Below are 21070 nucleotides of genomic sequence, written 5' to 3' on the forward strand. Positions count from 1 at the left end.
TTCTAAAACCTGGAATACTGGCGCGTGATGACGCTTCTTCGAATCGTCATCCCGATCCATCTTTTTGTTTGAGCATGATCTCCGGGCAAACGCGTACCGCGTTTGTCCCGAGGGAAAACCGGTACCCACTTTTCCGGATCATGCTCCGGGGGCGCTTTCCCCCCAAAAAGGAAGCCCGGCCAAAAAGACCGGGCACACCTAACGCGTTGCGGCGCAATATATTCAGAAAACGCCAAAAAACAATGGTTTGTTTGGCATTTGGTTAGCCGATTTTGGGCGTGACGCCGGCCCTAATTGCCTTTTTCGGGGTCGGGATAGACCCCCCGCAAGACCTCCTCGAAATGGGCCTTGACCGCCTCATTGCACTGGCAGGACCGGTTTCGCATGGCCTCCGGGTTACGGACCAGGATCGAGCCGCGCCGGGTCTCCAGCGTGCCTTCTGCCTTGAAGGTCTGGATGACCCGGCTGGTATAGGAGCGGCCGACCCCGAGCAGGGTCGCCAATTGCTCATGCGTCAGCGGCACGACCTCGTCGCCGTCGGCGCGTTCCATCGCCGAAATGATCCATTTCGCCGTGCGTTGCTCGATCGAATGGATGGCGTTGCAGGCGGTTGACTGGAAGATCTGAGCCAGCATGCAGTCGGCGTAACGTGCGAAAATGTTGCTCAGCGTACGTGATTTCGATTTCGCCGCGTCGAGCTTGCCGACCGGCAGCCGCACGAAGGGACCTGCGAATTTGACGGTGATGCGGGTATAGGCGGGAAGAAAGCCTTGACTGACGATGCCGCCGACGGCGCCTTCGCGGCCGATCAGGATGGTCTCGACATCGCGGCCGTCCTCGTTGGTCACCATGTAGGACACGAGGCTGGGACCGCAGGGGAAGTGCACGGTCTCGACGTGGTCGCCGGGGCTGTAGAGCAGATCGTTCGGAGCTGCGTCGGCCGGCATGAGGTGCCGTTCGATCAACGCAAAATCGGCGTCGTTCAGGCGGCGCAGCAGATTGTTGAACGGCCGCTCGCGAGCCGTATCTTCCTGTCGCAAAATCATTGAAGGTTCCTGCTCCTCGCCGGAGCACAATAATCGATCCAATACCGGTTTATGTGTTCACTAGTGAACAGACGGTAGAACTTACATGTGGTGGTTTCAGTTCCGGAACCGGGATGCGCTTTTTACGGGTGTCGGCTGGCCTTGCGCCTTCCGGGGCTTCGGCCCGGCCTCTGATCAAATGCTGAACCCTTGAACTGGCGAGAAACATGGACCCCGCCTCCTCCGACGGCATGCCCAACGATGTGCTGGTCGTCGAAGACGATCCAATCATTGCCCTCGATTTCGAAGACACGATTTTGGGGTTTGGCGTGAAGACGGTGCGGACCGCCGCGAACGTGGCCAAAGCGCTCGATATGATCGCTGACCGGCCGCCGGAATTCGCGCTGCTCGACGTCGGGCTCATCCGCGAGAAGAGTTTTGCCGTCGCCGAACGGCTGGAGGCGCTCAAGATTCCGTTTGCCTTCGTCACCGGCTATGGCGCCGACGCCCGGCTTCCGGCTGCATTCGCGACGAAGCTGCGGCTGCCCAAGCCCTATTCGACCGATGCGCTGCGGGCGCTGCTGAAGAACGGCGGCATCAGGCCTTGAGCGGTTGCGCCCGTCGCAACAGCTACACGGGTTTGCGATCGAGCGTTGTCGACCACAGCGCCACGTCGGCGCGGTCGCGCAAGGTCACCGTCATCAGGGAGTACTGGATGCCCCGCCTTCGCGGGGCATGACGGTCGAGATTTGCCTCCACTCCTCAACTACATTTTTATCCGTCTCGACACCCACCGCCTTCGTCGCCAGCGCGGCGAACCTCTCCCGCTCCACCAACTGCGACAGCGCCCATACCGCCGCGCCGCGAACCAGCGGGCTCGCATCATCCAGCAAACGTTCGGCCTCCGCCGCCAGCGACGCATCGTCGGCGTTGCCGATCGCGATCAGCACGTTGCGGATGAAGCGGTCGCGGCCGATACGCTTGACCGGCGATTTGGTGAACAGCGCGCGAAACGCCGCGTCGTCGAGCCGCGCCAGCTCTGCCAGCGACGGCGCACGCAGTTCCGCGCGCGCGGCCAGTTTGGCCTCGCGGCCCTCTTGCGCGAACTTATTCCACGGGCACACGGCGAGGCAATCGTCGCAGCCATAGATGCGATTGCCGATGCTCTTGCGGAACTCATGCGGGATCGGTCCCTTGTTCTCGATCGTTAGGTACGAAATGCAGCGGCGCGCATCGAGCTTGTAGGGCGCGGGGAACGCCGCGGTCGGGCAGATCTCCTGGCAGGCATTGCAGGAGCCGCAATGATCGCTGTCGGGCTCGTCGCGCGGCAGGTCGGATGCGGAAAAGATCGCGCCGAGAAACAGCCATGAGCCGAATTCGCGCGAGACGAGGTTGGTGTGCTTGCCCTGCCAGCCGAGCCCCGCGGCCTGCGCCAGCGGCTTCTCCATCACGGCGGCGGTATCGATGAAAACCTTCACCTCTTCGCTTGACGCGGCGACGAGCCACCGCGCCAGCGTCTTCAGTCGCTTCTTGATGACGTCGTGATAGTCGTCGCCCTGCGCGTAGGCGGAGATCGCGCCGCGCGTACGTTGTTCGAGAAGCGCGAGCGGATTTTCATCGGGGCCATAATTGACGCCGAGCATGATGATCGAGCGCACGCCAGGCCACAGCACGCGCGGGTCCATTCGCCGTTCGGGCTGCGCCGCGAGCCAGTCCATATCGCCATGCGCGCCGGCATCGAGAAACTCGCGGAAGTATTTGCCGGCGCTGCCGATCGTGTCGGGACCGGTCACGCCGATGCAGTCGAAACCTAGCGTCTCCGCTTCGCGCTTGAGCGCGGCCTTCAGATCGGCGGCGGAGAGTTTAGCGTCCTTGTTCAGAAGTCGAGGTCCACGTAGGTGCGCGACGCCGGCACGCCCGCCAGCCATTCGCTCAGCAGCGGGCGGAACGACGGGCGGGATTTCACCCGCGCGTACCACGCCTTTGCCGCGTCGTCCTCGCTCCATGGCACGTCGCCCAGATAATCGATCGCCGAAAGATGCGCCGCGGCGGCGAGATCCGCGTAGGTCAGCCGGTCGCCGGCGAGGAAATTCCGCGTCTGCGCCAACCAGCCGATATAGGCCAGATGATAGCGCACATTGACCTTGGCTGCGCGGATCACGTCGGTCGCCGGCGCCCCGCCGCCGTTCTCCTCGCTCATGAAACGCTTGTAGATGCGCTCGGTCACCAGCGGGTTCGACACCTCCTCGAAGAATTTTTCGTTGAACCACGCCATCAGCCGGCGCACCTCGACACGCTCGCCCATCGAGGCCGGCAACAGCCGCCGCTCACCCGCCTCCAGGCCGTGCGTCTCGTCGAGATATTCCGCGATGATCCCAGCGCCCGGAATCGGCGGAAAGCCGTCAGCCATCAACACCGGCGTGGTGGCCGCGGGATTGAGCGCGAGAAACCCTTCGCGCCGTTCCCAGGCCCGTTCTTCCACCAGGCGCAGGTCAAGGCCGTGTTCGCCCAGCGCCAGGCGAATGAAGCGCGAATGCGGACAGAACGGGTGATGATAGAGCGTGTACATGAAATCCCTAAGTAAACTCGCGGCGCTGGAGGAACCCTAGGGGCCGTCAAGCCGCGTCATGCGAATCGGACACTAGCCAAGCAAACGCGCGAGACAATGGTGTTTTGCCGTTTTTTTGCGATTGCGGCACGGGATCGAATAGGCGAGAAGGGCCCGGCTTTTCCAGTCAAAACGGACCACAGCATGATGTCTGATGCAGTGAAGGCGGTGATTCTCGGCATCATCGAGGGTATCACGGAATTTCTGCCCGTTTCCTCCACGGGCCATATGCTGCTGGCGCAACGCTTCTTCGGCCTTGGCGAGGGCGCCTTCTGGCAGAGCTTTGTGATCCTGATTCAGCTCGGCGCGATCCTTGCGATCGTCGCGCTGTATTTCGGCAAGCTATGGCGCGTAGCGCTCGGCATGTTCACCAATGCCGACGACCGCCGGTTCGTGATCGGCGTGCTGGTAGCGTTCCTGCCGGCGGTGGTCATCGGCCTGGTTGCCGGCAAGTACATCAAGGAGCTTTTGTTCAATCCGTGGGTGGTGAATTTCACGTTGATCGTCGGCGGCGCGATCCTTTTGTGGGTCGATCAGCTCGATCTCAAGCCGCACCACGACGATGCCACGCGCTATCCGCTGATGATGTATCTGTGGATCGGCATCGCGCAATGCGTGGCGATGATCCCCGGCGTGTCGCGCTCCGGCGCCAGCATCGTGGCGGCGATGCTGCTCGGCGGCGACAAGCGCTCGGCGGCGGAGTTCTCGTTCTTTCTGGCGATCCCGACCATGGTCGGCGCTTTCGCCTATGATTTCTACAAGAACCGCGCCGAGATGACGGTCGATCACATAGGCATTCTAGCGATCGGATTCGTGGTCTCCTTCATCACGGCGATCATCGTGGTGAAGACGTTCCTGACTTACGTCACCCGCCACGGATTCACGCTCTTTGCGTGGTGGCGCGTCGTCATCGGCACGGTCGGCCTGATCGCGCTGGCGCTGGGGAAGTAGGATTCGAAGTCGTAGGGTGGGCAAAGCGAAGCGTGCCCACCATCACGAGCGCGGTGTTGGATGGTGGGCACGGCGCAAGAGCGCCTTTGCCCACCCTACGACTTACGCGCTCTTGCGCTGAAATTGCCCGGCGGCGCGGAAGCGCCAGAGATATTGCGGGGCAATCGCCTCCATCGATTCGGGCGTGATGCCGAGCCCCTCAAGCGTCAGGCCCGCGGCCTTGGCGGCGTCCGACACCACATTGTCCGATTGCAGCATCGCCACCTGGTCCGGCGTCAGCTTGAGCGGCCCCGGCGCAAATTGAAGGAACATCGCCTGCAGCCTCGCCAAGCCCCACGGCAGCGAGAGTAGCATGCGCTTGCGCTCGGTGATCGTGAGAATGACTTCCATGATCTCGCGCATGGTCAGCACTTCCGGTCCGCCGAGCTCGTAAGTCGCGCCCGCCTTGGTCTTACCGTCGACGGCATTGGCTATCGCGGCCGCGACGTCGCCGACATAGGCCGGCTGCATGCGGGTCTCCCCGCCGCCGATCAGCGGCAGGAAGGGCGACATCCGCGCCAGCGCCGCAAAGCGGTTGGTGAATTGATCCTCGGGGCCGAACAGCAGCGACGGCCGCATGATCGTGGCCGAGGGCACGGCCGCCAGCACGGCCTTTTCGCCCGATGCCTTGGCGCGGCCGTAACCCGAAGGCGAGTTCTCGTCGGCGCCGATCGCGGAAATGTGCACCATACGGGCGCCCGTGGCGCCGACGGACTTCGCGATCGTTTCGGCGCCCGTGGCCTGAACCGCCTCGAAGGTCTGCGCGCCGCTCTCGGTCAGGATGCCGACGAGATTAATGGCGACCTGGGAATCGCGCATCGCCGCCTCGACGGAAGCCGGATAACGCAGGTTGGCCTGCACGGCGTGAATCTGGCCAACCCGGCCGAGCGGCTGCAGGTGGCCGGCCAGTTCCGGCCGCCGCACCGCCACCCTGATCCGGTATTCACGCTTGGCCAGCGCCCGGACCACGTTTCGCCCCAGAAACCCCGATCCGCCAAAAACCGTGACGAGCGTTTCCAGGTTCGATGCCATGGTCAATTCCTGCGCGGGTCGAATTCGAGAGATATCGGTTGAATTTAGCGGATTCGCGATACGCCAACACGCGGTCGCTGTACAGCGTATTTGGTTGGCATTGAAGCGATTTGACAAGCGCGTGACCGTTCCTTACTAACCCGCCCGGGCCCAGGTGGCGGAATTGGTAGACGCGCTGGCTTCAGGTGCCAGTGGCTTCACGGCCGTGAAGGTTCGAGTCCTTTCCTGGGCACCATTGCCCTTGCCCATGATTCGCTGAACTGTCGCAGTCGAGCCTTCTGCATCCGCGGGTCGAGCCCGCGCGCGACGCGGAAATCGTCGAGCGCTTCCGAACAGCCGGCCGAGCTTCTCGTGGCCTTGCGCACGCTCGACGTAGAGGCGCGCCTGCATCGGCGCGTTGCGGATCGCGAGCGTGAAATCGTCGAGCGCCTTGCGTGCGCGCCACGCTCGCGAAATATGCCGCCGCGCTAGGGCCGACCATGCGCCGGTCGAGGCGGATCGCCTCATCGAAGTCGACCGCCGCGTGCCATGTAAACCTGGGCGAGGTCGCGGTCATCGAATTGCAAGCCAAGCAGCGGGATTTTCGCGACCAGGACGATCCGCGAGCATGCGCTGATCGCTTCAGGGCCTCCGTCGCCGGCGGTGCAGGCCGCGAAGTGGCGTGCAGGCGGCGAGAGCGAGCAGCAATATGACGTCGCGACCCATAGCCCGACCTCGATGCCCAATTCGCGGAGGATTTGGTCGCTGTGGAGGTGGGCTGGGTTCGTGGTCGCGGGGCCACTATGTGCGGGCGGACTACTTGTTCTTGGCGGTGGTTCCATCAAACGAGATTCAGACGCCAAATTATCTAAATACCGTAGTAAAAACATTGCGTTAATGGTTGATTTATGGTCTGCGCGGGCGCATAATTTCTGCATGGAGCCGCCCATGACCGAGAACATCAAGCTGCCGCGCAAGCTGTCCGAAGAGCAGAAATCGCCGCCTCCACGGCGGCCGAGCCATGCGGACGTCATGGAGAATCTCGACCGCTGGGCCAACAGTCCGGAGCTTCAGCCGCCGAAATCGTCTGAAGAGAAGACGGCCTGAATGGCCCTGCCCTCTCGGCGCAAACCGTAGTTGTGGTAACGCTTCAGTTCGCGCGAAGCATGCGAATGCCTGATTGGCGGGTAAGAATCCCGACGAAGCCGCCAATTCCCGTCCTATAAGCCATGCCCAACCGCTCGCCTCCCGCGGCTCCGGGCGCTAGTGTTCCCGTCGAATCGACCTGAGACACGAGGCTTTCCTTCATGACCATCCGCCTGCATCGCGGCGATCTGCCCGATTTGTCCCGCTACAAGGATTCGGTGGCGATCGATACCGAGACCATGGGGCTCAACCCGCATCGCGACCGGCTGTGCGTGGTGCAGATGTCCAACGGCGACGGCAGCGCCGATGTCATCCAGATTCCCAAGGGCCATACCGACGCGCCGAACCTGAAAGCGCTGCTGGCCAATCCGAACATCACAAAAATCTTTCACTTCGCGCGGTTCGATCTCGCCGCGCTCTACAACACGTTCGGCGTGATGCCGCAGCCGGTCTATTGCACCAAGATCGCCTCGCGGCTGACGCGCACCTATACCGACCGGCATGGCCTGAAGGATCTGGTGCGCGAAGTGCTCAACATCGACCTGTCGAAGCAGCAGCAGTCGAGCGACTGGGGATCAGCGAGCCTCAGCGAAGCGCAGCTCGCTTATGCCGCGTCCGACGTGCTGCATCTGCATGGTTTGCGCGAGCGCCTCGACGCCATGCTCGCGCGCGAAGGCCGCACGCCGCTGGCGCAGGCCTGTTTCGACTTCTTGCCGACCCGGGCCAAGCTCGATCTCGGCGGCTGGGAGGCCGACGACATCTTCGCGCATTCGTGACCGAGGCTATCTGAAGCGGTTCGGCTGCCGCCTCCGCCCCGTTTCGGTCACACTCATCGCGAGTGTCCGGGCTGCATAATCCCACGATTGCGGGTAGAATAACGCTGTCTTGGCGTTCCTAGCGGCCCCTTGGAGCAACGGTGAACTCGGTACAGAACCCAGCCTATGCCACCGGAATGGAGGCCCGCTTTGCCGCGGCGGCCCGCCACAGCCGGATGGTGCGGGTGCTGCGCGTCGCGGTCCCGGCGGCCGTGCTGCTGGCCATGGCGGGTATCGTCGCCATCTCGGTCTTCAACCCGTTCCGCATCACGGGGCTGACGAAGCTGCCCGTCGACATGAGTAATCTTGTGGTGTCAGGCACCAAGATCACCATGGAAACGCCGCACCTCGCGGGTTTCTCTGCCGACCAGCGTCCATACGAATTGTGGGCCAAGGCTGCGATTCAGGATCTGGCCAACCCCGATCACGTCGAGCTGCGGACGCTGCGGGCCAAGGTCATGATGGAGGACAAGAGCACGGTGACGATGGATGCGCGCACGGGATTTTACGACAGCAAGCAGCAGATGCTGGACCTGCGCAAGGACATCTTCCTGCAATCCTCCACCGGCTATGAGGCCCGGATGTCGCAGGCCTATGTCGACATCAACAAGGGAACGGTGACGTCGGACGAGCATGTCGACGTCAAATTGCTGAACGGTACGCTCACCGCCGACAGGCTCAGGATCGTCGACAGCGGCGAGATCGTTCGCTTCGAAGGCAATGTCGTGATGAACCTGATCATGGAAAGCCCTCCGGCGCCCGAGCCCGAGCCCGAACCGTCGCCACCGCCGAGGACGCGGTCCGTCACCGGCAAGTCATCAAACGCGAAATGAAATTTATGATGCAGTTCTTCTCGCGCAGTTTTGCGGCCGCAGCGCTTGCGTTCGCGCTGGTCGCCTCCGGTGACGCCCTGGCGCAAGGCGCCATGTCGGGCGTGCCGAATGCGATGCAGGGCTTTTCGCAAAACCGCGACCAGCCGATTCAGATCGAAGCGGCGTCGCTCGAAATGCGCGACAAGAAGAAGGAGGCGACCTTCGCCGGAAACGTGAAGGTCGTGCAGGGCGACACCACCATGACCTCAAAGTCGCTGGTGGTGTTCTACGATTCCGGCCCGGCGCCGGCGACGCCTGCGCCCGCCGCGCCGAAGGGATCGAAATCCGGGCCGATGCAGTCCGCGACGCCGGGGCCCGGCGGCAGTTCGTCGATCCGCCGGCTCGAAGCCAAGGGCTCCGTCGTGGTCACGCAGAAGGACCAGGTCGTGACGGGCGAGACCGCGATCTTCGACACGCGGGCCAACCTCATCACCATGGTCGGTGGGGTCGTGCTGACCCAGTGCAAGAATGTGCTCCGCGGCGACCGCCTCAAAGTCGACATGACCACCGGCGTGTCGCGGGTCGAATCCGACAGCGGCAAGGTGCAGGGCATGTTCATCCAGGGACAGGATTGCGGGTCGGGATCGGGCGGGTCGAAAGCGGCTCCGGCTCCGGTACAGATACCGTCGCTGATCCCCGGTAAAAAATAATTGTAGATCAATGCCTTAAAGAATATTTATAGCTCGTGCGGTTGAAGCTGATAGCGCGAGCCTGTATTTACTGGGCAGGGCGCACGGCGGGGTGTTTCGCTGGGCAGGGACATCCATTCATTCATGGTTCGCTAGCGAAGCGATTCGCCGGCGGACGCGTCGCGGAATCACCGTGAAAGGCGTAAGCGAAGCGGGATGGTGGATTTATTCGGCATGTTCCGTCGACGCCCCGCGAAACGCGGCGCCCCGGGGTTTGCGCGTTCGCGCGACGACATCACTGCTCTCGGCGATTCCTTTGGCGACATGCTGGCGAGCCCGGTGCGCGATGGGCCGCCGATGGCGCGTTCAGCGTCACTGCCCGGGCTGGACTTGCCGCAGTCGCAGCCCGACGTAGAACCGCCGCGCGAACCGCGTCCCCGTGCGCAAGCCCGTCCCAAGTCCAGCGCCAAGCCCAATGGCGGCGAAGCGCCGCGCCTGATCAAGCGGCCCGGCTTCCTCGCCGTGCACAGCGTGGAAAAGAGTTTCGGCACCCGCCAGGTGGTGCGCGGCGTCAGCATCTATGTCCGCCGCGGCGAGGCGGTCGGCCTGCTCGGCCCGAATGGCGCCGGCAAGACCACGGTGTTCTACATGATCACCGGACTGATCAAGGCCGATCGCGGCGCCATCGAACTCGACGGCCACGACGTGACCAAGCTGCCGATGTATCAGCGCGCACGGCTCGGCATCGGCTACCTGCCGCAGGAAGCCTCGATCTTTCGCGGCCTCACCGTGGAACAGAATATTCGCGCCGTGCTCGAGGTCGTCGAGCCCAGCCGCAAGAAGCGCGAGGCCGAACTCAATTCGCTGCTCGATGAGTTCAACATCACGCGCTTGCGCAAATCGCCGTCGATCGCGCTGTCCGGCGGTGAGCGCCGCCGCGTCGAAATCGCGCGCGCGCTGGCGACGCGCCCGAACTACATGCTGCTCGACGAGCCCTTCGCCGGCATCGATCCGATCGCGGTCGGCGACATTCAGGACCTCGTCCGCCACCTGACCAACCGCGGCATCGGCGTCCTGATCACCGACCACAATGTGCGGGAAACGCTAGGCCTGACCGACCGTGCCTACATCGTCTATGCCGGGCAGATCCTGACCGAGGGCAGTCCGGAAGAAATCGTCAACGATCCGGATGTACGCCGCCTTTACCTTGGCGAGGAATTCCGCCTCTAATCGGATTTTGGCGTTCGTCAAGCCGTGTACAAGGTCGCTGGACTAATATAAGCAAGAATCGGACCAACTTTTAGTGGATCGGTTCTTGCCCTCATGGCGCTGACGCAGAGACTAGAGTTCCGCCAGTCGCAGTCGCTGGTGATGACGCCGCAATTGATGCAGGCGATCAAGTTGCTGCAATTGTCGAATCTCGACCTCTCGGCGTTCGTCGAGGAGGAACTGGAGCGCAATCCGCTGCTGGATCGCGCCAGCGACGGCCCCGAACTCCCGGTCGCGGGCGAGCCGGTTGCCGAACGCGCCGAGTTCTCCGATTCGGGCGATTCAGGCAGCTATGGTGACGAGGGCGGCGATGCCTCCGATATGGGCACCAGCATAGGAAGCGACGCCTTCGAAACCGGTCAGGAGGAGTGGCTGAACCGCGATCTCGGCACCCGTACCGAGATCGAGCAGACGCTGGACACCCCGCTCGACAACGTCTTTTCCGAAGAACCCGCCGAAGCTGCCGCCCGCGTGGCGCAGGACGCGGCGCCGACCGCCTACACCGAATGGGGCGGCGGCGCCTCCAACGACGACGATTACAATCTGGAAGCTTTCGTCGCCGCCGAAGTGACGCTCGGCAGCCACCTCGCCGAGCAGCTCGCGGTGGCGTTCAGCGGGCCGGCACAGCGCATGATCGGACAATATTTGATCGATCTCGTTGACGATGCCGGCTATCTGCCGCCGGATCTTGGGCAGGCCGCCGAACGGCTGGGCGCCTCGCAAGCGGATGTCGATGCGGTGCTGACCGTGCTGCAGAAGTTCGATCCGCCCGGCGTCTGTGCCCGGAATTTGAGCGAGTGCCTCGCAATCCAGCTCCGCGAACTCAACCGCTACGATCCCGCCATGCAAGCGCTGGTGGAAAATCTCGATCTGCTGGCCAAGCGCGACATCGCCTCTCTGCGCAAATTGTGCGGCGTCGACGACGAAGATATCACCGACATGATCGGTGAAATCCGCCGTCTCGATCCCAAGCCCGGCCTGAAGTTCGGCTCGGCGCGCACGCAGACCATGGTGCCGGACGTCTATGTGCGGCCCGGCCCGGACGGCGGCTGGCATGTCGAACTCAACAGCGACACGTTGCCGCGCGTGCTAGTCAATCAGGTCTATTACACCGAGCTGTCGAAGACGATCCGCAAGGACGGCGACAAGTCCTATTTCACCGATTGTCTGCAGAACGCGACCTGGCTGGTGCGCGCGCTTGATCAGCGCGCCCGCACCATTCTGAAGGTGGCTACCGAAATCGTCCGCCAGCAGGACGGCTTCTTCACCCATGGCGTCGCGCATTTGCGGCCGCTGAATCTCAAGGCGGTGGCGGACGCGATCCAGATGCACGAATCGACGGTGTCACGGGTCACCGCCAACAAATATATGGCGACCAATCGCGGCAGCTTCGAACTGAAATATTTCTTCACCGCCTCGATTGCATCGGCCGACGGCGGCGAGGCGCACTCCGCGGAGGCGGTCCGCCACCACATCAAGCAATTGATCGACGCGGAAGCCCCGTCCGCGATCCTCTCCGATGACACCATCGTGGAACGATTGCGCGAATCCGGCATTGATATTGCCCGCCGCACGGTCGCGAAATACCGCGAAGCGATGCGCATTCCTTCCTCGGTCCAGCGCCGCCGCGACAAACAGAGCATGCTCGGTAACGCACTTTCCGCCCCTGCCACCGCCGCCGACCGGTCCCGCGATACGGCTCCGGCCTGATTGCGTTCGCGCCAAATCGCGATAGTCTCGGTTCCCCGCCACAGCATGAAGGAGAGTGGGCACGGTCTTTCGAAAAGATTCTCCAACAAAACCAGAGTGGTCGAGGCACCAAGCGAGGCATCCAATGACCCTTCGAATCTCCGGGAAAAGCATCAGTGTCGGCGACGCCCTTCGTTCGCGCGTCAGCGAGCGCACCGATGAGGTCCTGAGAAAATATTTCGACGGCAATTATTCCGGCCACATCACGCTGAGTAAGGATGGTTTCGGCTTCCGCACCGACTGCGCGCTGCACCTGGATTCCGGGATTACGCTGGAGGCCGATTCCAACGCCACCGATGCCTATGCCAGCGCCGATCAGGCGCTCCTGATGATCGAGAAGCGTCTGCGCCGCTACAAGAGCCGGCTGAAGGACCGTTCGGCCCGCAAGACCTATGCCGCTAATGCGGCGCTAGCGGATATCGACGCGCCGAGCTACGTGATCGAGGCTCCGGCGGAGGGCGACGACGAAGTCACCACCTATAGCCCCGTCATCATTGCCGAGGCGACCACATCGCTGAAGCGGCTTTCGGTCAGCGAGGCGGTCATGGAACTGGATCTGACCGGGGCTGCCTGCATTGTGTTCCAGCATGGCTCCAGCGGCCGGGTGAACATCATTTACCGCCGTACGGATGGCAATGTCGGCTGGGTCGACCCCCCGGCGGTTACCCCGTGACATTATGCCTGACAGCATTGACGCCCACAGCCGCTCTCCCTATGGTCCGCCGCCTCAACGGACAGGGTGCAGGAACTGGCCCTTCGGGAGTTGGCACCGACCATGCGTTGGAGTAGAAGCCCCCAAATCGGGACCCGGGTCTAAGCCCGCCTCCCGTCTCATCTTCGTGTCGCCCCAGTTCTAGAACCTACTTCGCAACCTGACGGTTCAATTCACCTCGGAACGCCCAATGACGATTACCGATCTGGTCGCACCCGAGGCGATTCTCCCGGCGTTGAAGGTCATCAGCAAGAAACAGGCGCTGCAGGAACTGGCGGCCAAGGCCGCCGCCCTGACCGGCCAGAACGAACGCTCGGTGTTCGAGGTGCTGTTGCAGCGGGAGAAACTGGGCACCACCGCCGTCGGCTACGGCGTCGCCATTCCGCACGGCAAGCTGCCGAAACTGGAAAAGCTGTTCGGGCTGTTCGCCCGGCTTGAGCGCCCGATCGATTTCGAGGCGATGGACGGCCAGCCGGTCGACCTGATCTTCCTGCTGCTGGCGCCGGAAGGCGCCGGCGCCGATCACCTGAAGGCGCTGGCGCGAATCGCGCGCCTGTTGCGCGACCAGGACGTCGCCAAAAAGCTGCGCGCCTCCCGCGACGCCCAAGCGATCTATTCCGTGCTGGCGTTGCCGCCCGCGAGCGCGGCCTAGTTTCGCCAGGCGAAACAACTTCCCTGCATGGTAGCAGATCGGATAAACGCAATTTTAAGCTAAATAGCAGTTATTGCGTTCGCTGGGATTTTTTCTCACCCGGAGAACATTGCCATGACGCTGCGGCTGACGATTTCGCGCGCAATATTGATTTTTGGACTGGTTACCGCATTAGGCCTTGGTGCCGTGATTACCACCAGCGTTTACGGGCTGTCGCAGCTCAAGGTCGGTGGTCCGCTCTACAACCAGATCAAGCTCGGCAACGACCTGATCGCCGACATTCTGCCGCCACCGGAATACGTGATCGAGGCCTATCTCGAGGCTACCCTCGTGCTGCACGATCCGGCCCAGCTTCCGGCGCATCGCGACAGGCTTGCACAGCTCAAGAAGGAATATGACGAGCGGCACGCATTCTGGGTGAAGTCCGATCTCGACCCGACGCTGAAGACCAAGCTGGTGGAAAAATCCCACAACGAAGTGCGGCGCTTCTGGACCGCGATCCAGGAAGGTTTGCTGCCGGCATTGTCCAAGGCCGACAATGCCGCGGCGGCGAAGTCCTATGCGGAGATCGCCGCACGTTATGCCGCGCACCGCGCCATCATCGACGACATCGTCAAGCAAACCAACGATCAGAACGCGGCGACGGAAGTCGCGGCGACCGAACGCGTCAGCATGTTCACCCTGTTGCTATGGGGTGTTTCCACGGTGGTGTTTCTCATCATCGGTGCGGGCATCTTCGGCGTGGCATTCGGCGTCATTCGCCCGATCGCGGCAATGACGGACGTGATGAAGGGGCTCGCGGGTGGCGACCTCAACGTTTCGGTTCCGGCGCTCAGCCGCGGCGATGAAGTGGGCGCCATGGCGCGCGCGGTCCAGGTCTTCAAGGATAACGCGCTGCGCGTTCAGTCGATGGAACAGGAGCAGGCCGGCCTGAAGCTGAAGGCGGAAGGCGAGCGCAAGGCCGCGATGCAGCAGATGGCCGACGGCTTCGATTCCGCGATCGGAAAAATCATCCAGACCGTATCGACCGCCTCGTCCGAACTCGAATCATCGGCGGGACAACTGACCAAGACCGCCGAGGTGACCCAGGTGCTTTCGGCAACCGTCGCGTCCGCATCGGAGCAATCCTCGGCCAACGCGCAGTCCGCCGCGGCGGCCGCGGAAGAGATGGCCTCATCGGTGTCGGAGATCAGCCGCCAGGTGCAGGACTCGCACAAGATATCGCGCGAGGCAGTAAGCCAGGTAGAGCAGACCAATGCCCGGATTGCCGATCTCGCCCAGTCCGCCAGCCGGATCGGCGAAGTGGTCAAAATGATCAGCGCGGTCGCTGAGCAGACCAACCTCCTGGCGCTGAACGCCACGATCGAGGCGGCGCGCGCCGGCGAGGCGGGACGGGGATTTGCCGTCGTCGCATCCGAGGTCAAGGCGCTCGCCGCGCAGACCGCGAAAGCGACCGAGGAAATCAGCGAGCAGATCGGCCAGATGCAATCGGCGACCCATCAGTCGGTATCTTCCATTCAGGAAATCGGCGGCACGATCGGCCGCATCGCGGAAATCTCGCAGGCGATCGCGGCAGCCGTGGAAGAGCAGGGCGCCGCGACGCATGAAATCTCGCGCAACGTGCAGCAGGCCGCGCAGGGAGCCACACAGGTCGCGGGCAGCATCACCGACGTCAACCGCGGGGCGACCGATACCGGCGCGGCGTCGACGCATGTGCACGGGCTGGCCCGGTCGCTGCTGGGACAGAGCAATCATCTCAAGGGTGAGGTGGAGAAATTCCTCTCGACCGTGCGCGCGGCGTGAGCTAGCTCGCCGGCGTGTACGACAGGTAGCGTACCGTCCGGCTTCCGTTATGGATGCTGGCGGTGCCGACCTCGACAAAGCCGACCTCGACAAAGCCCAACGCCGCATGGAAGGCATCTGATGCGGCGTTCGGCGGCATCTTTGGCGCATTCGAAAATGCAAAAAAAATACGCGGGCCCGATCCCATCAAGGACGTGCCCGCGTATTGTGAACTCTCTTGCGACCTCAATCGGGCCGTCAAGCTTGCGTCTGTAACAGCAGCAAGCGCCGCGTCAGCGACGGCAGGCTTTGTCAGTGCACGCTGACGGCCTGAAGCTCGTTGCTCCATGCATTGGCGATCGCAGCCTCGCGGCTGTCGGTCAGCATGATCGGGGTGCCGTCGGCGGCATGCAGCGCGAACAGTTTCAGCCCTGGCGCGATTTTCGGCGCCTGCGGAAACAGTCCCGGCACATCCTCGGAACGGACTTGTTTCACGTAGGCGATATGGCCTTCACCAAGATGGGCCAGCGCCTCGACGGAAACCTTTTCGGCTTCGAAGGTCACACTCACGTCACTCATGGTCTCGACTCCTTCTGGGTCTAAGCGGTCGAGTCCGCTACTTGTTCCATTATTCGTGCTCATTGATAGCAATTGTCTTAACGACCCTTTCAGGCTCCGGCCTGGCGAGGTCGATCGACAACAGCCCGTTTTTCAGATCCGCGCCCAGCACCAGCATCCCCTCCGCCAGCACGAAGGTGCGCTGGAAGTGGCGCGCGGCGATGCCGCGATGGATGTATTGCCGGGCCTTGTCGTCCTGCTGGCGGCCCCGGATCACGAGCTGGTTTTCCTCAGTGCTCACATCGAGTTGGTCGCGGGTAAAACCCGCTACCGCGAGCGTGATGCGTAACCGTTCGGGCTGGCCGTTGGCACGGTCACACCGCTCGATGTTGTAGGGAGGATAACCGTCGGCGCCTTTGACGACGCGATCGAGCGCGCGCTCGATTTCGTCGAACCCAAGCAGGAACGGACTGGATAACGAAGGAACACGAGACATTACAAAGTCCTCTCGAAGCGACTTTGAGGGGCCCTTGCGGCGCCCCATTCAACCGGCCGGCCGACTTGCCGTCCGGTCACAAGGGAATATGGGGGTGATTTGGGAACGGTTCAAGCGCCTCTGAAAGCTGCGTAAATCGGCCGCGGCGGGGGGGGTCACAGGCTTTTGCGCTGGTAAAGGACGGTTCAGGAACCGATTCGCTTGCGGCCATCGGCGGTAAAAAGATGCAGCTTGTCGCTGGCGACGACCGCCCTGATTCGCTCGCCGATGGCGGGGCCTATGGCGCCGGGAATCCGCACGATGATTTCGCCGGGCGGCAGCTCGCCCGGGGTCGCCGCGACGCCCTGCTCCTCCTGTTGACGGGTGCCGTAGATGAAAGTTTCGGCGCCGACCCGCTCGATCGCTTCCACGGTGAGGCCGAGCGCCACGCCGCCGGAAACCGTTTCGTTCGTGATGACGAAATCCTCAGGGCGAATGCCGAGGATGCCGGCTTCGCTGGCTCTGATATCGCCGGCCAGCTGCGATTTGATCTCGTCGGAGCGCAACGGCATCAGATTCATCGGCGGCGCGCCGATGAAGGAGGCGACGAAGGTGGTCGAAGGCTTCTGGTAGATGTCGAGCGGATTGCCGATCTGCTCGACCTGGCCGCCGTTCATGACCACCAGAATATCGGCCAGTGTCATCGCCTCGAGCTGGTCGTGGGTGACGTAGATCGAGGTCGTGGACAGGCGGCGCTGCAATTTGCGGATTTCGACCCGCATCGCGATGCGCAGCTTGGCGTCGAGGTTCGACAGCGGCTCGTCGAACAGAAACACCTTTGGCTGCCGCACGATCGCACGGCCCATCGCTACCCGCTGGCGCTGGCCGCCGGACAATTGCCGCGGCTTGCGGTCGAGCATCGCGCCGAGTTCGAGAATGCGCGCGGCTTCTTCGACGCGGGTCTTGATCTCGGGTTCGGCCATGCCGCGGTTGCGCAAGCCGTAGGCCATGTTGTTGTAGACGCTCATATGCGGGTAGAGCGCGTAGTTCTGGAACACCATCGCGATGTCGCGGTCGGCCGGCTCGATCTGGTTGACGACGCGCCCGCCGATATCGATCTCGCCGCCGGTGATGGTCTCCAGGCCTGCGACCATGCGCAGCAGCGTGGATTTTCCGCAGCCGGACGGGCCGACCAGCACGCAGAACTGGCCGTCGCCGACGTCGAAATCGATGCCCTTGATGGCCTCGAAGCCGCCGGCATAGGTCTTGCGGACATTACGGAGGGTGACGTTAGCCATGACTACCCTACTTCTCCGTCTCGACCAGGCCGCGCACGAACAGCCGTTGCATGAATACGACGACCGCGACCGGCGGCAGCATCGCGAGAATGGCGGTCGCCATCGCGAGTTGCCATTCGGCGAGTTCGTCGGTCGTATACAGCATCTTCTTGATGCCGATGACGATGGTCTGCATCGAATCCTGCGTGGTGATCAAAAGCGGCCACAAATATTGATTCCAGCCATAGATGAACTGGATCACGAACAGCGCGGCGATCGTCGTCACCGAGAGCGGCAGCAGCGTATCCCAGAAGAAGCGGAAGGGACCTGCGCCGTCGATCCGCGACGCCTCCAGCAATTCTTCAGGGATGGTCATGAAGAACTGCCGGAACAGCAGCGTTCCCGTGGCGGACGCAATCAGCGGCAAGATCAGTCCGGCATAGGTGTCGAGCATCTTGAGGTCGGCCACCACCTTGTAGGTCGGATAGATGCGGACCTCTACGGGGAGCATCAGCGTGACGAAGATGATCCAGAACGCGGTCTTGCGGAACGGAAAGCGGAAATACACCACCGCATAGGCGGACAGCATCGAAATGAAGATTTTGCCGAGCGCAATGCCGAACGCGGAGATGAACGAGTTGATCAGCATCTGAGCGACCGGCTCGCGGCTGGTGCGGGCGCCGCCGACGAATATCGCGCGGTAGTAATTTTCCAGCATTTGATCGCCGGGCGACAGCGGCATTCTGCCACCGACCACAGTGGCGGCGTCGTAGGTGGAGGCGATCAGCGCCAGATAGACCGGAAAGGCGACGATGAACACGCCAAGCGTGAGGATCGCATAGGCGATGATGTCGCTGAGCGGGCGGTGCTCGACCATCAGTACTGCACCTTGCGCTCGACATATTTGAACTGGATCGCGGTCAGCGCGATCACGATCACCATCAGCACCACCGACTGCGCGGCCGAGCCGCCAAGGTCGCCGCCGAGGCGCCCGTCGGCAAACACCTTGTAGACCATGGTGGTGGTCGCGCCGGCCGGGCCGCCGCCGGTGACCGCGTCGATGATGCCGAAGGTGTCGAAGAAGACGTAGACGACATTGACAACCAGCAGGAAGAATGTCGTCGGCGACAGCAGCGGAAAGGTGATGGTCCAGAACCGCCGCAGCGGACCGGCGCCGTCGATCGCGCTGGCTTCCAGCACGCTCTTGGGGATCGACTGCAGGCCGGCCAGGAAGAACAGGAAATTGTAGGAGATCTGCTTCCACACCGCAGCCATCACCACAAGCGCCATGGCGTGGTTGCCGTTCAGCAGCGGATTCCAGTCGAAATTCATCCAGCGCAGCGGGCGTGCCAGCGTGCCGAGCGAGGGATGAAACATGAAGATCCACAGCACGCCGGCAACCGCAGGCGCTACCGCATAGGGCCAGATCATCAGGGTCTTGTAGGCGCCGGCGGCTTTCAGGTTCTTGTCGGCCTGGGTGGCAAATAGCAGCGCAATGGAGAGCGACAACGCCGCAACCAGCGAGGAGAACACTACGGTCACCAGCATAGATGCGTAATATTCGGGCTGGGCGAACAGCGACTGGTAATTTTCCAGGCCGACGAATTCCGAGGTCAGCCCGAATGCGTCCTCGCGCAGGAAAGACTGCCAAACTGCCTGGCTCGCCGGCCAGTAGAAAAATACGAATGTAATGATGAGCTGCGGCACCAGCAGCAGATATGGAAGCAGCTTGTTGTTGAAGACGACAGACTTTTCCATTCAAGCCGCTTGCGTGATGCGAGAGATGCTCCCTCCCCGAGTGGGAGAGGGAGCCTTGGTGGGTCTTACTTTGCCGTCTTTTCGAACGTACGCAACATCGCATTGCCGCGCGCGACCGCCGCGTCCAACGCTTCCTTGGCGTTTTTCTTGCCGGCAAGGGCTGCTTCCAATTCTTCGGCCCAGAGGTCGCGCATCTGCACCATGTTGCCGAAGCGCAGGCCGCGGGAGTTTTCGGTCGGCTCCTTGTTGGTCAGTTCCTTCAGCGGCGTCTGCAGCGTCGGGTTCTTCTCGTAGAAGCCGTCCTTGACGGTCTTCTCATAGGCCGCCTTGGTGATCGGCAGGTAGCCGGACTTCTGGTGCAGATCGGCCTGGCGGTCGGTTGCGGACAGGAATGTGAAGAACTTGGCGACGCCCTTGTATTCTTCAGGCTTCTTGCCGCCCATCACCCACAGCGAGGCGCCGCCGATGATCGAGTTCTGCGGCGCGCCAGCGACGTCGGGATAATAGGGCATCGGCGCCGAGGTGAAGTCGAACTTGGCGGTGCTCTTGGCGGTCGCATAATAACCCGACGAGGTCAGGAAGATCGCGCATTCGCCCGAGGCAAAGCGGTTCTCGCTGGCGTTGGCGCGGCCGGCATAGTCGTAGGTCTTGTCCTTCTGAAGTTCGATCAGGTTCTCCAGGTGCTTCACATGCAGCGGCGAGTTGAATGTCAGTACGGTGTCGAAGCCGTCGAGGCCATTCGCCTTGGTGCCGATCGGCACGTTATGCCAGGCCGAGAACTGCTCGATATTCACCCAGCTCGCCCAGGCGTTGGAGAATCCGCAGGTCGTGTGCCCGGCCGCCTTCAGCTTCTTGGCGGCGTCGAACACTTCCGGCCAGGTTTTCGGAATCTCGGCGATGCCGGCCTTCTTCAGTTCGTCCTTGTTGATCCACATCACGGTCGACGAGGAATTGAAGGGGAACGACAGCATGTCGCCCTTCGAGGTCGAGTAGTAGCCGGTGATGGCCGGCAGGTAGGCCTTGGGGTCGAACGGCTCGCCGGCGTCCTTCATCAGCTGGTAGACCGGCTTGATGGCGCCGGTGGCGCTCATCATCGTGGCGGTGCCGACTTCGAACACCTGAATGATGTGTGGTGCGGTGCCGGCGCGGAACGCGGCGATACCGGCATTCATGGTGTCGGGGTAGCTGCCCTTGAAGGTCGGGACGACCTTGTAGTCGGACTGGCTGGCGTTGAAGTCCTCGGCGAGCTTGTTGACGATGTCGTTGTTGCCGCCGGTCATGGCGTGCCACCACTGGATCTCGGTCACAGCGTAAGCAGGCGTTGCGAGCGCCAGCGCAACGGTTACTGCCGCCGCTGCGCCGAATTGTCGAAGTGCCATGGAATTCCTCCGGGTTGGGGTCGTCACCTTCGTTTCGCGCGATAACAGCGCCGGATGACGTGCAAATGACCGTATAAGCGAAAGGATGGTATCGGGGAAGCGTGCGCGGAGGGAAGCCGGAAAATAGGCGAAGGCCAGGTCAAGTAGTTCGTCGTCCCGGCCAAGCGAAGCGCGCGCCGGGACCCATACGCCGCGGCTCCTCGGTTTTGCACTTGGCCGGACGTCTTGCTTAATGATTCAGGTCGGTGGCTATGGGTCCCTGCTTTCGCACTAGCAGATGCACACATCGTGGCTGCGACGGAATGACTCGCTATGTTGATTTGGTCTTCCATGGTGACGAATTGCTGTGATTCTGTGTCTGGC

General features: G+C 62.5%; 22 protein-coding genes and 1 tRNA gene. 12 read left to right on the forward strand and 11 right to left on the reverse strand.

The window, feature by feature from the left end; genetic code table 11:
- Window positions 1–290 precede the first annotated feature (290 nt).
- Window positions 291–1046: a Crp/Fnr family transcriptional regulator gene (locus IVB22_RS37285; RefSeq protein WP_247522129.1), complete on the reverse strand. Its 756-nt coding sequence runs from the start codon at window positions 1044–1046 to the stop codon at window positions 291–293.
- A 206-nt stretch (window positions 1047–1252) separates the two neighbouring features.
- Here IVB22_RS37285 and IVB22_RS37290 point away from each other — a divergent pair, with 206 nt between their 5' ends.
- Window positions 1253–1633: a response regulator gene (locus tag IVB22_RS37290; protein ID WP_247522130.1), complete on the forward strand. Its 381-nt coding sequence runs from the start codon at window positions 1253–1255 to the stop codon at window positions 1631–1633.
- A gap of 93 nt (window positions 1634–1726) precedes the next feature.
- Here the strand turns inward: IVB22_RS37290 and queG are convergent, their stop codons facing one another.
- Both queG and IVB22_RS37300 read right to left on the reverse strand, forming a co-directional pair.
- Window positions 1727–2953 (reverse strand): tRNA epoxyqueuosine(34) reductase QueG, encoded by a 1227-nt coding sequence (gene queG, locus IVB22_RS37295; protein WP_247522131.1) that lies wholly within the window; start codon window positions 2951–2953, stop codon window positions 1727–1729.
- On the reverse strand, window positions 2902–3594 hold the full coding sequence (locus IVB22_RS37300; RefSeq protein WP_247522132.1) for a glutathione S-transferase family protein: 693 nt from the start codon (window positions 3592–3594) through the stop codon (window positions 2902–2904). The genes queG and IVB22_RS37300 overlap by 52 nt, the downstream gene beginning before the upstream one ends.
- Before the next feature lie 183 nt (window positions 3595–3777).
- Here IVB22_RS37300 and IVB22_RS37305 point away from each other — a divergent pair, with 183 nt between their 5' ends.
- The gene (locus IVB22_RS37305) at window positions 3778–4584 is read left to right on the forward strand and encodes an undecaprenyl-diphosphate phosphatase (protein WP_247522133.1); all 807 of its coding nucleotides are present in this window, start codon (window positions 3778–3780) and stop codon (window positions 4582–4584) included.
- Between the two features lie 102 nt (window positions 4585–4686).
- Here IVB22_RS37305 and IVB22_RS37310 read toward each other — a convergent pair whose 3' ends face one another.
- Window positions 4687–5655 carry a complex I NDUFA9 subunit family protein gene (locus IVB22_RS37310; RefSeq protein ID WP_247522134.1) on the reverse strand — a complete coding sequence of 323 codons (969 nt, stop codon included), beginning with the start codon at window positions 5653–5655 and terminating at the stop codon, window positions 4687–4689.
- Between the two features lie 148 nt (window positions 5656–5803).
- Here IVB22_RS37310 and IVB22_RS37315 point away from each other — a divergent pair.
- From IVB22_RS37315 to IVB22_RS37360, 10 genes are all read left to right on the forward strand, one after another.
- Window positions 5804–5890 (forward strand) — tRNA-Leu (locus IVB22_RS37315).
- A 692-nt stretch (window positions 5891–6582) separates the two neighbouring features.
- The gene (locus IVB22_RS37320) at window positions 6583–6741 is read left to right on the forward strand and encodes a hypothetical protein (protein WP_247522136.1); all 159 of its coding nucleotides are present in this window, start codon (window positions 6583–6585) and stop codon (window positions 6739–6741) included.
- A 200-nt stretch (window positions 6742–6941) separates the two neighbouring features.
- A complete protein-coding gene (locus IVB22_RS37325; RefSeq protein ID WP_247522137.1) occupies window positions 6942–7556 on the forward strand; it encodes a ribonuclease D in 615 nt (204 codons plus the stop codon).
- Between the two features lie 140 nt (window positions 7557–7696).
- A complete protein-coding gene (lptC, locus tag IVB22_RS37330) occupies window positions 7697–8428 on the forward strand; it encodes an LPS export ABC transporter periplasmic protein LptC (RefSeq protein WP_247522138.1) in 732 nt (243 codons plus the stop codon).
- Window positions 8429–8433: 5 nt separating this feature from the next.
- Window positions 8434–9117, forward strand: a complete 684-nt coding sequence (locus tag IVB22_RS37335) for an LptA/OstA family protein (RefSeq protein WP_374207837.1) — start codon at window positions 8434–8436, stop codon at window positions 9115–9117.
- Window positions 9118–9312: 195 nt separating this feature from the next.
- Complete coding sequence (gene lptB, locus IVB22_RS37340) at window positions 9313–10326, forward strand: LPS export ABC transporter ATP-binding protein (RefSeq protein WP_247522140.1); 1014 nt, start codon at window positions 9313–9315, stop codon at window positions 10324–10326.
- Between the two features lie 93 nt (window positions 10327–10419).
- Window positions 10420–12075 carry an RNA polymerase factor sigma-54 gene (rpoN, locus tag IVB22_RS37345; protein WP_247522141.1) on the forward strand — a complete coding sequence of 552 codons (1656 nt, stop codon included), beginning with the start codon at window positions 10420–10422 and terminating at the stop codon, window positions 12073–12075.
- A 124-nt stretch (window positions 12076–12199) separates the two neighbouring features.
- On the forward strand, window positions 12200–12787 hold the full coding sequence (gene hpf / locus IVB22_RS37350) for a ribosome hibernation-promoting factor, HPF/YfiA family (protein WP_247522142.1): 588 nt from the start codon (window positions 12200–12202) through the stop codon (window positions 12785–12787).
- A 229-nt stretch (window positions 12788–13016) separates the two neighbouring features.
- Window positions 13017–13478, forward strand: coding sequence for a PTS IIA-like nitrogen regulatory protein PtsN (ptsN, locus tag IVB22_RS37355; RefSeq protein ID WP_247522143.1), 462 nt, complete (start codon window positions 13017–13019; stop codon window positions 13476–13478).
- A 114-nt stretch (window positions 13479–13592) separates the two neighbouring features.
- A complete protein-coding gene (locus IVB22_RS37360; RefSeq protein ID WP_247522144.1) occupies window positions 13593–15281 on the forward strand; it encodes a methyl-accepting chemotaxis protein in 1689 nt (562 codons plus the stop codon).
- Window position 15282: 1 nt separating this feature from the next.
- Here the strand turns inward: IVB22_RS37360 and IVB22_RS37365 are convergent, their stop codons facing one another.
- The 7 genes from IVB22_RS37365 to ugpB all read right to left on the reverse strand — a co-directional run bounded on the left by IVB22_RS37365 (window position 15283) and on the right by ugpB (window position 20707).
- Window positions 15283–15420, reverse strand: a complete 138-nt coding sequence (locus IVB22_RS37365) for a hypothetical protein (protein ID WP_247522151.1) — start codon at window positions 15418–15420, stop codon at window positions 15283–15285.
- 152 nt (window positions 15421–15572) lie between these two features.
- Complete coding sequence (locus IVB22_RS37370) at window positions 15573–15839, reverse strand: DUF1150 domain-containing protein (protein WP_213286757.1); 267 nt, start codon at window positions 15837–15839, stop codon at window positions 15573–15575.
- A 49-nt stretch (window positions 15840–15888) separates the two neighbouring features.
- Window positions 15889–16314: an Hsp20 family protein gene (locus tag IVB22_RS37375; RefSeq protein ID WP_214488119.1), complete on the reverse strand. Its 426-nt coding sequence runs from the start codon at window positions 16312–16314 to the stop codon at window positions 15889–15891.
- 185 nt (window positions 16315–16499) lie between these two features.
- Window positions 16500–17591, reverse strand: coding sequence for a sn-glycerol-3-phosphate import ATP-binding protein UgpC (locus IVB22_RS37380; protein ID WP_247522145.1), 1092 nt, complete (start codon window positions 17589–17591; stop codon window positions 16500–16502).
- Between the two features lie 7 nt (window positions 17592–17598).
- Window positions 17599–18447 carry a sn-glycerol-3-phosphate ABC transporter permease UgpE gene (ugpE, locus tag IVB22_RS37385; protein ID WP_247522146.1) on the reverse strand — a complete coding sequence of 283 codons (849 nt, stop codon included), beginning with the start codon at window positions 18445–18447 and terminating at the stop codon, window positions 17599–17601.
- A complete protein-coding gene (gene ugpA / locus IVB22_RS37390) occupies window positions 18447–19328 on the reverse strand; it encodes a sn-glycerol-3-phosphate ABC transporter permease UgpA (RefSeq protein WP_247522147.1) in 882 nt (293 codons plus the stop codon). The genes ugpE and ugpA overlap by 1 nt, the downstream gene beginning before the upstream one ends.
- Window positions 19329–19393: 65 nt before the next feature.
- Window positions 19394–20707 carry a sn-glycerol-3-phosphate ABC transporter substrate-binding protein UgpB gene (ugpB, locus tag IVB22_RS37395; protein ID WP_247522148.1) on the reverse strand — a complete coding sequence of 438 codons (1314 nt, stop codon included), beginning with the start codon at window positions 20705–20707 and terminating at the stop codon, window positions 19394–19396.
- Window positions 20708–21070: the final 363 nt, after the last annotated feature.

It is taken from the genome of Bradyrhizobium sp. 190 (assembly GCF_023073415.1).
Taxonomy (GTDB): Bacteria; Pseudomonadota; Alphaproteobacteria; order Rhizobiales; family Xanthobacteraceae; genus Bradyrhizobium.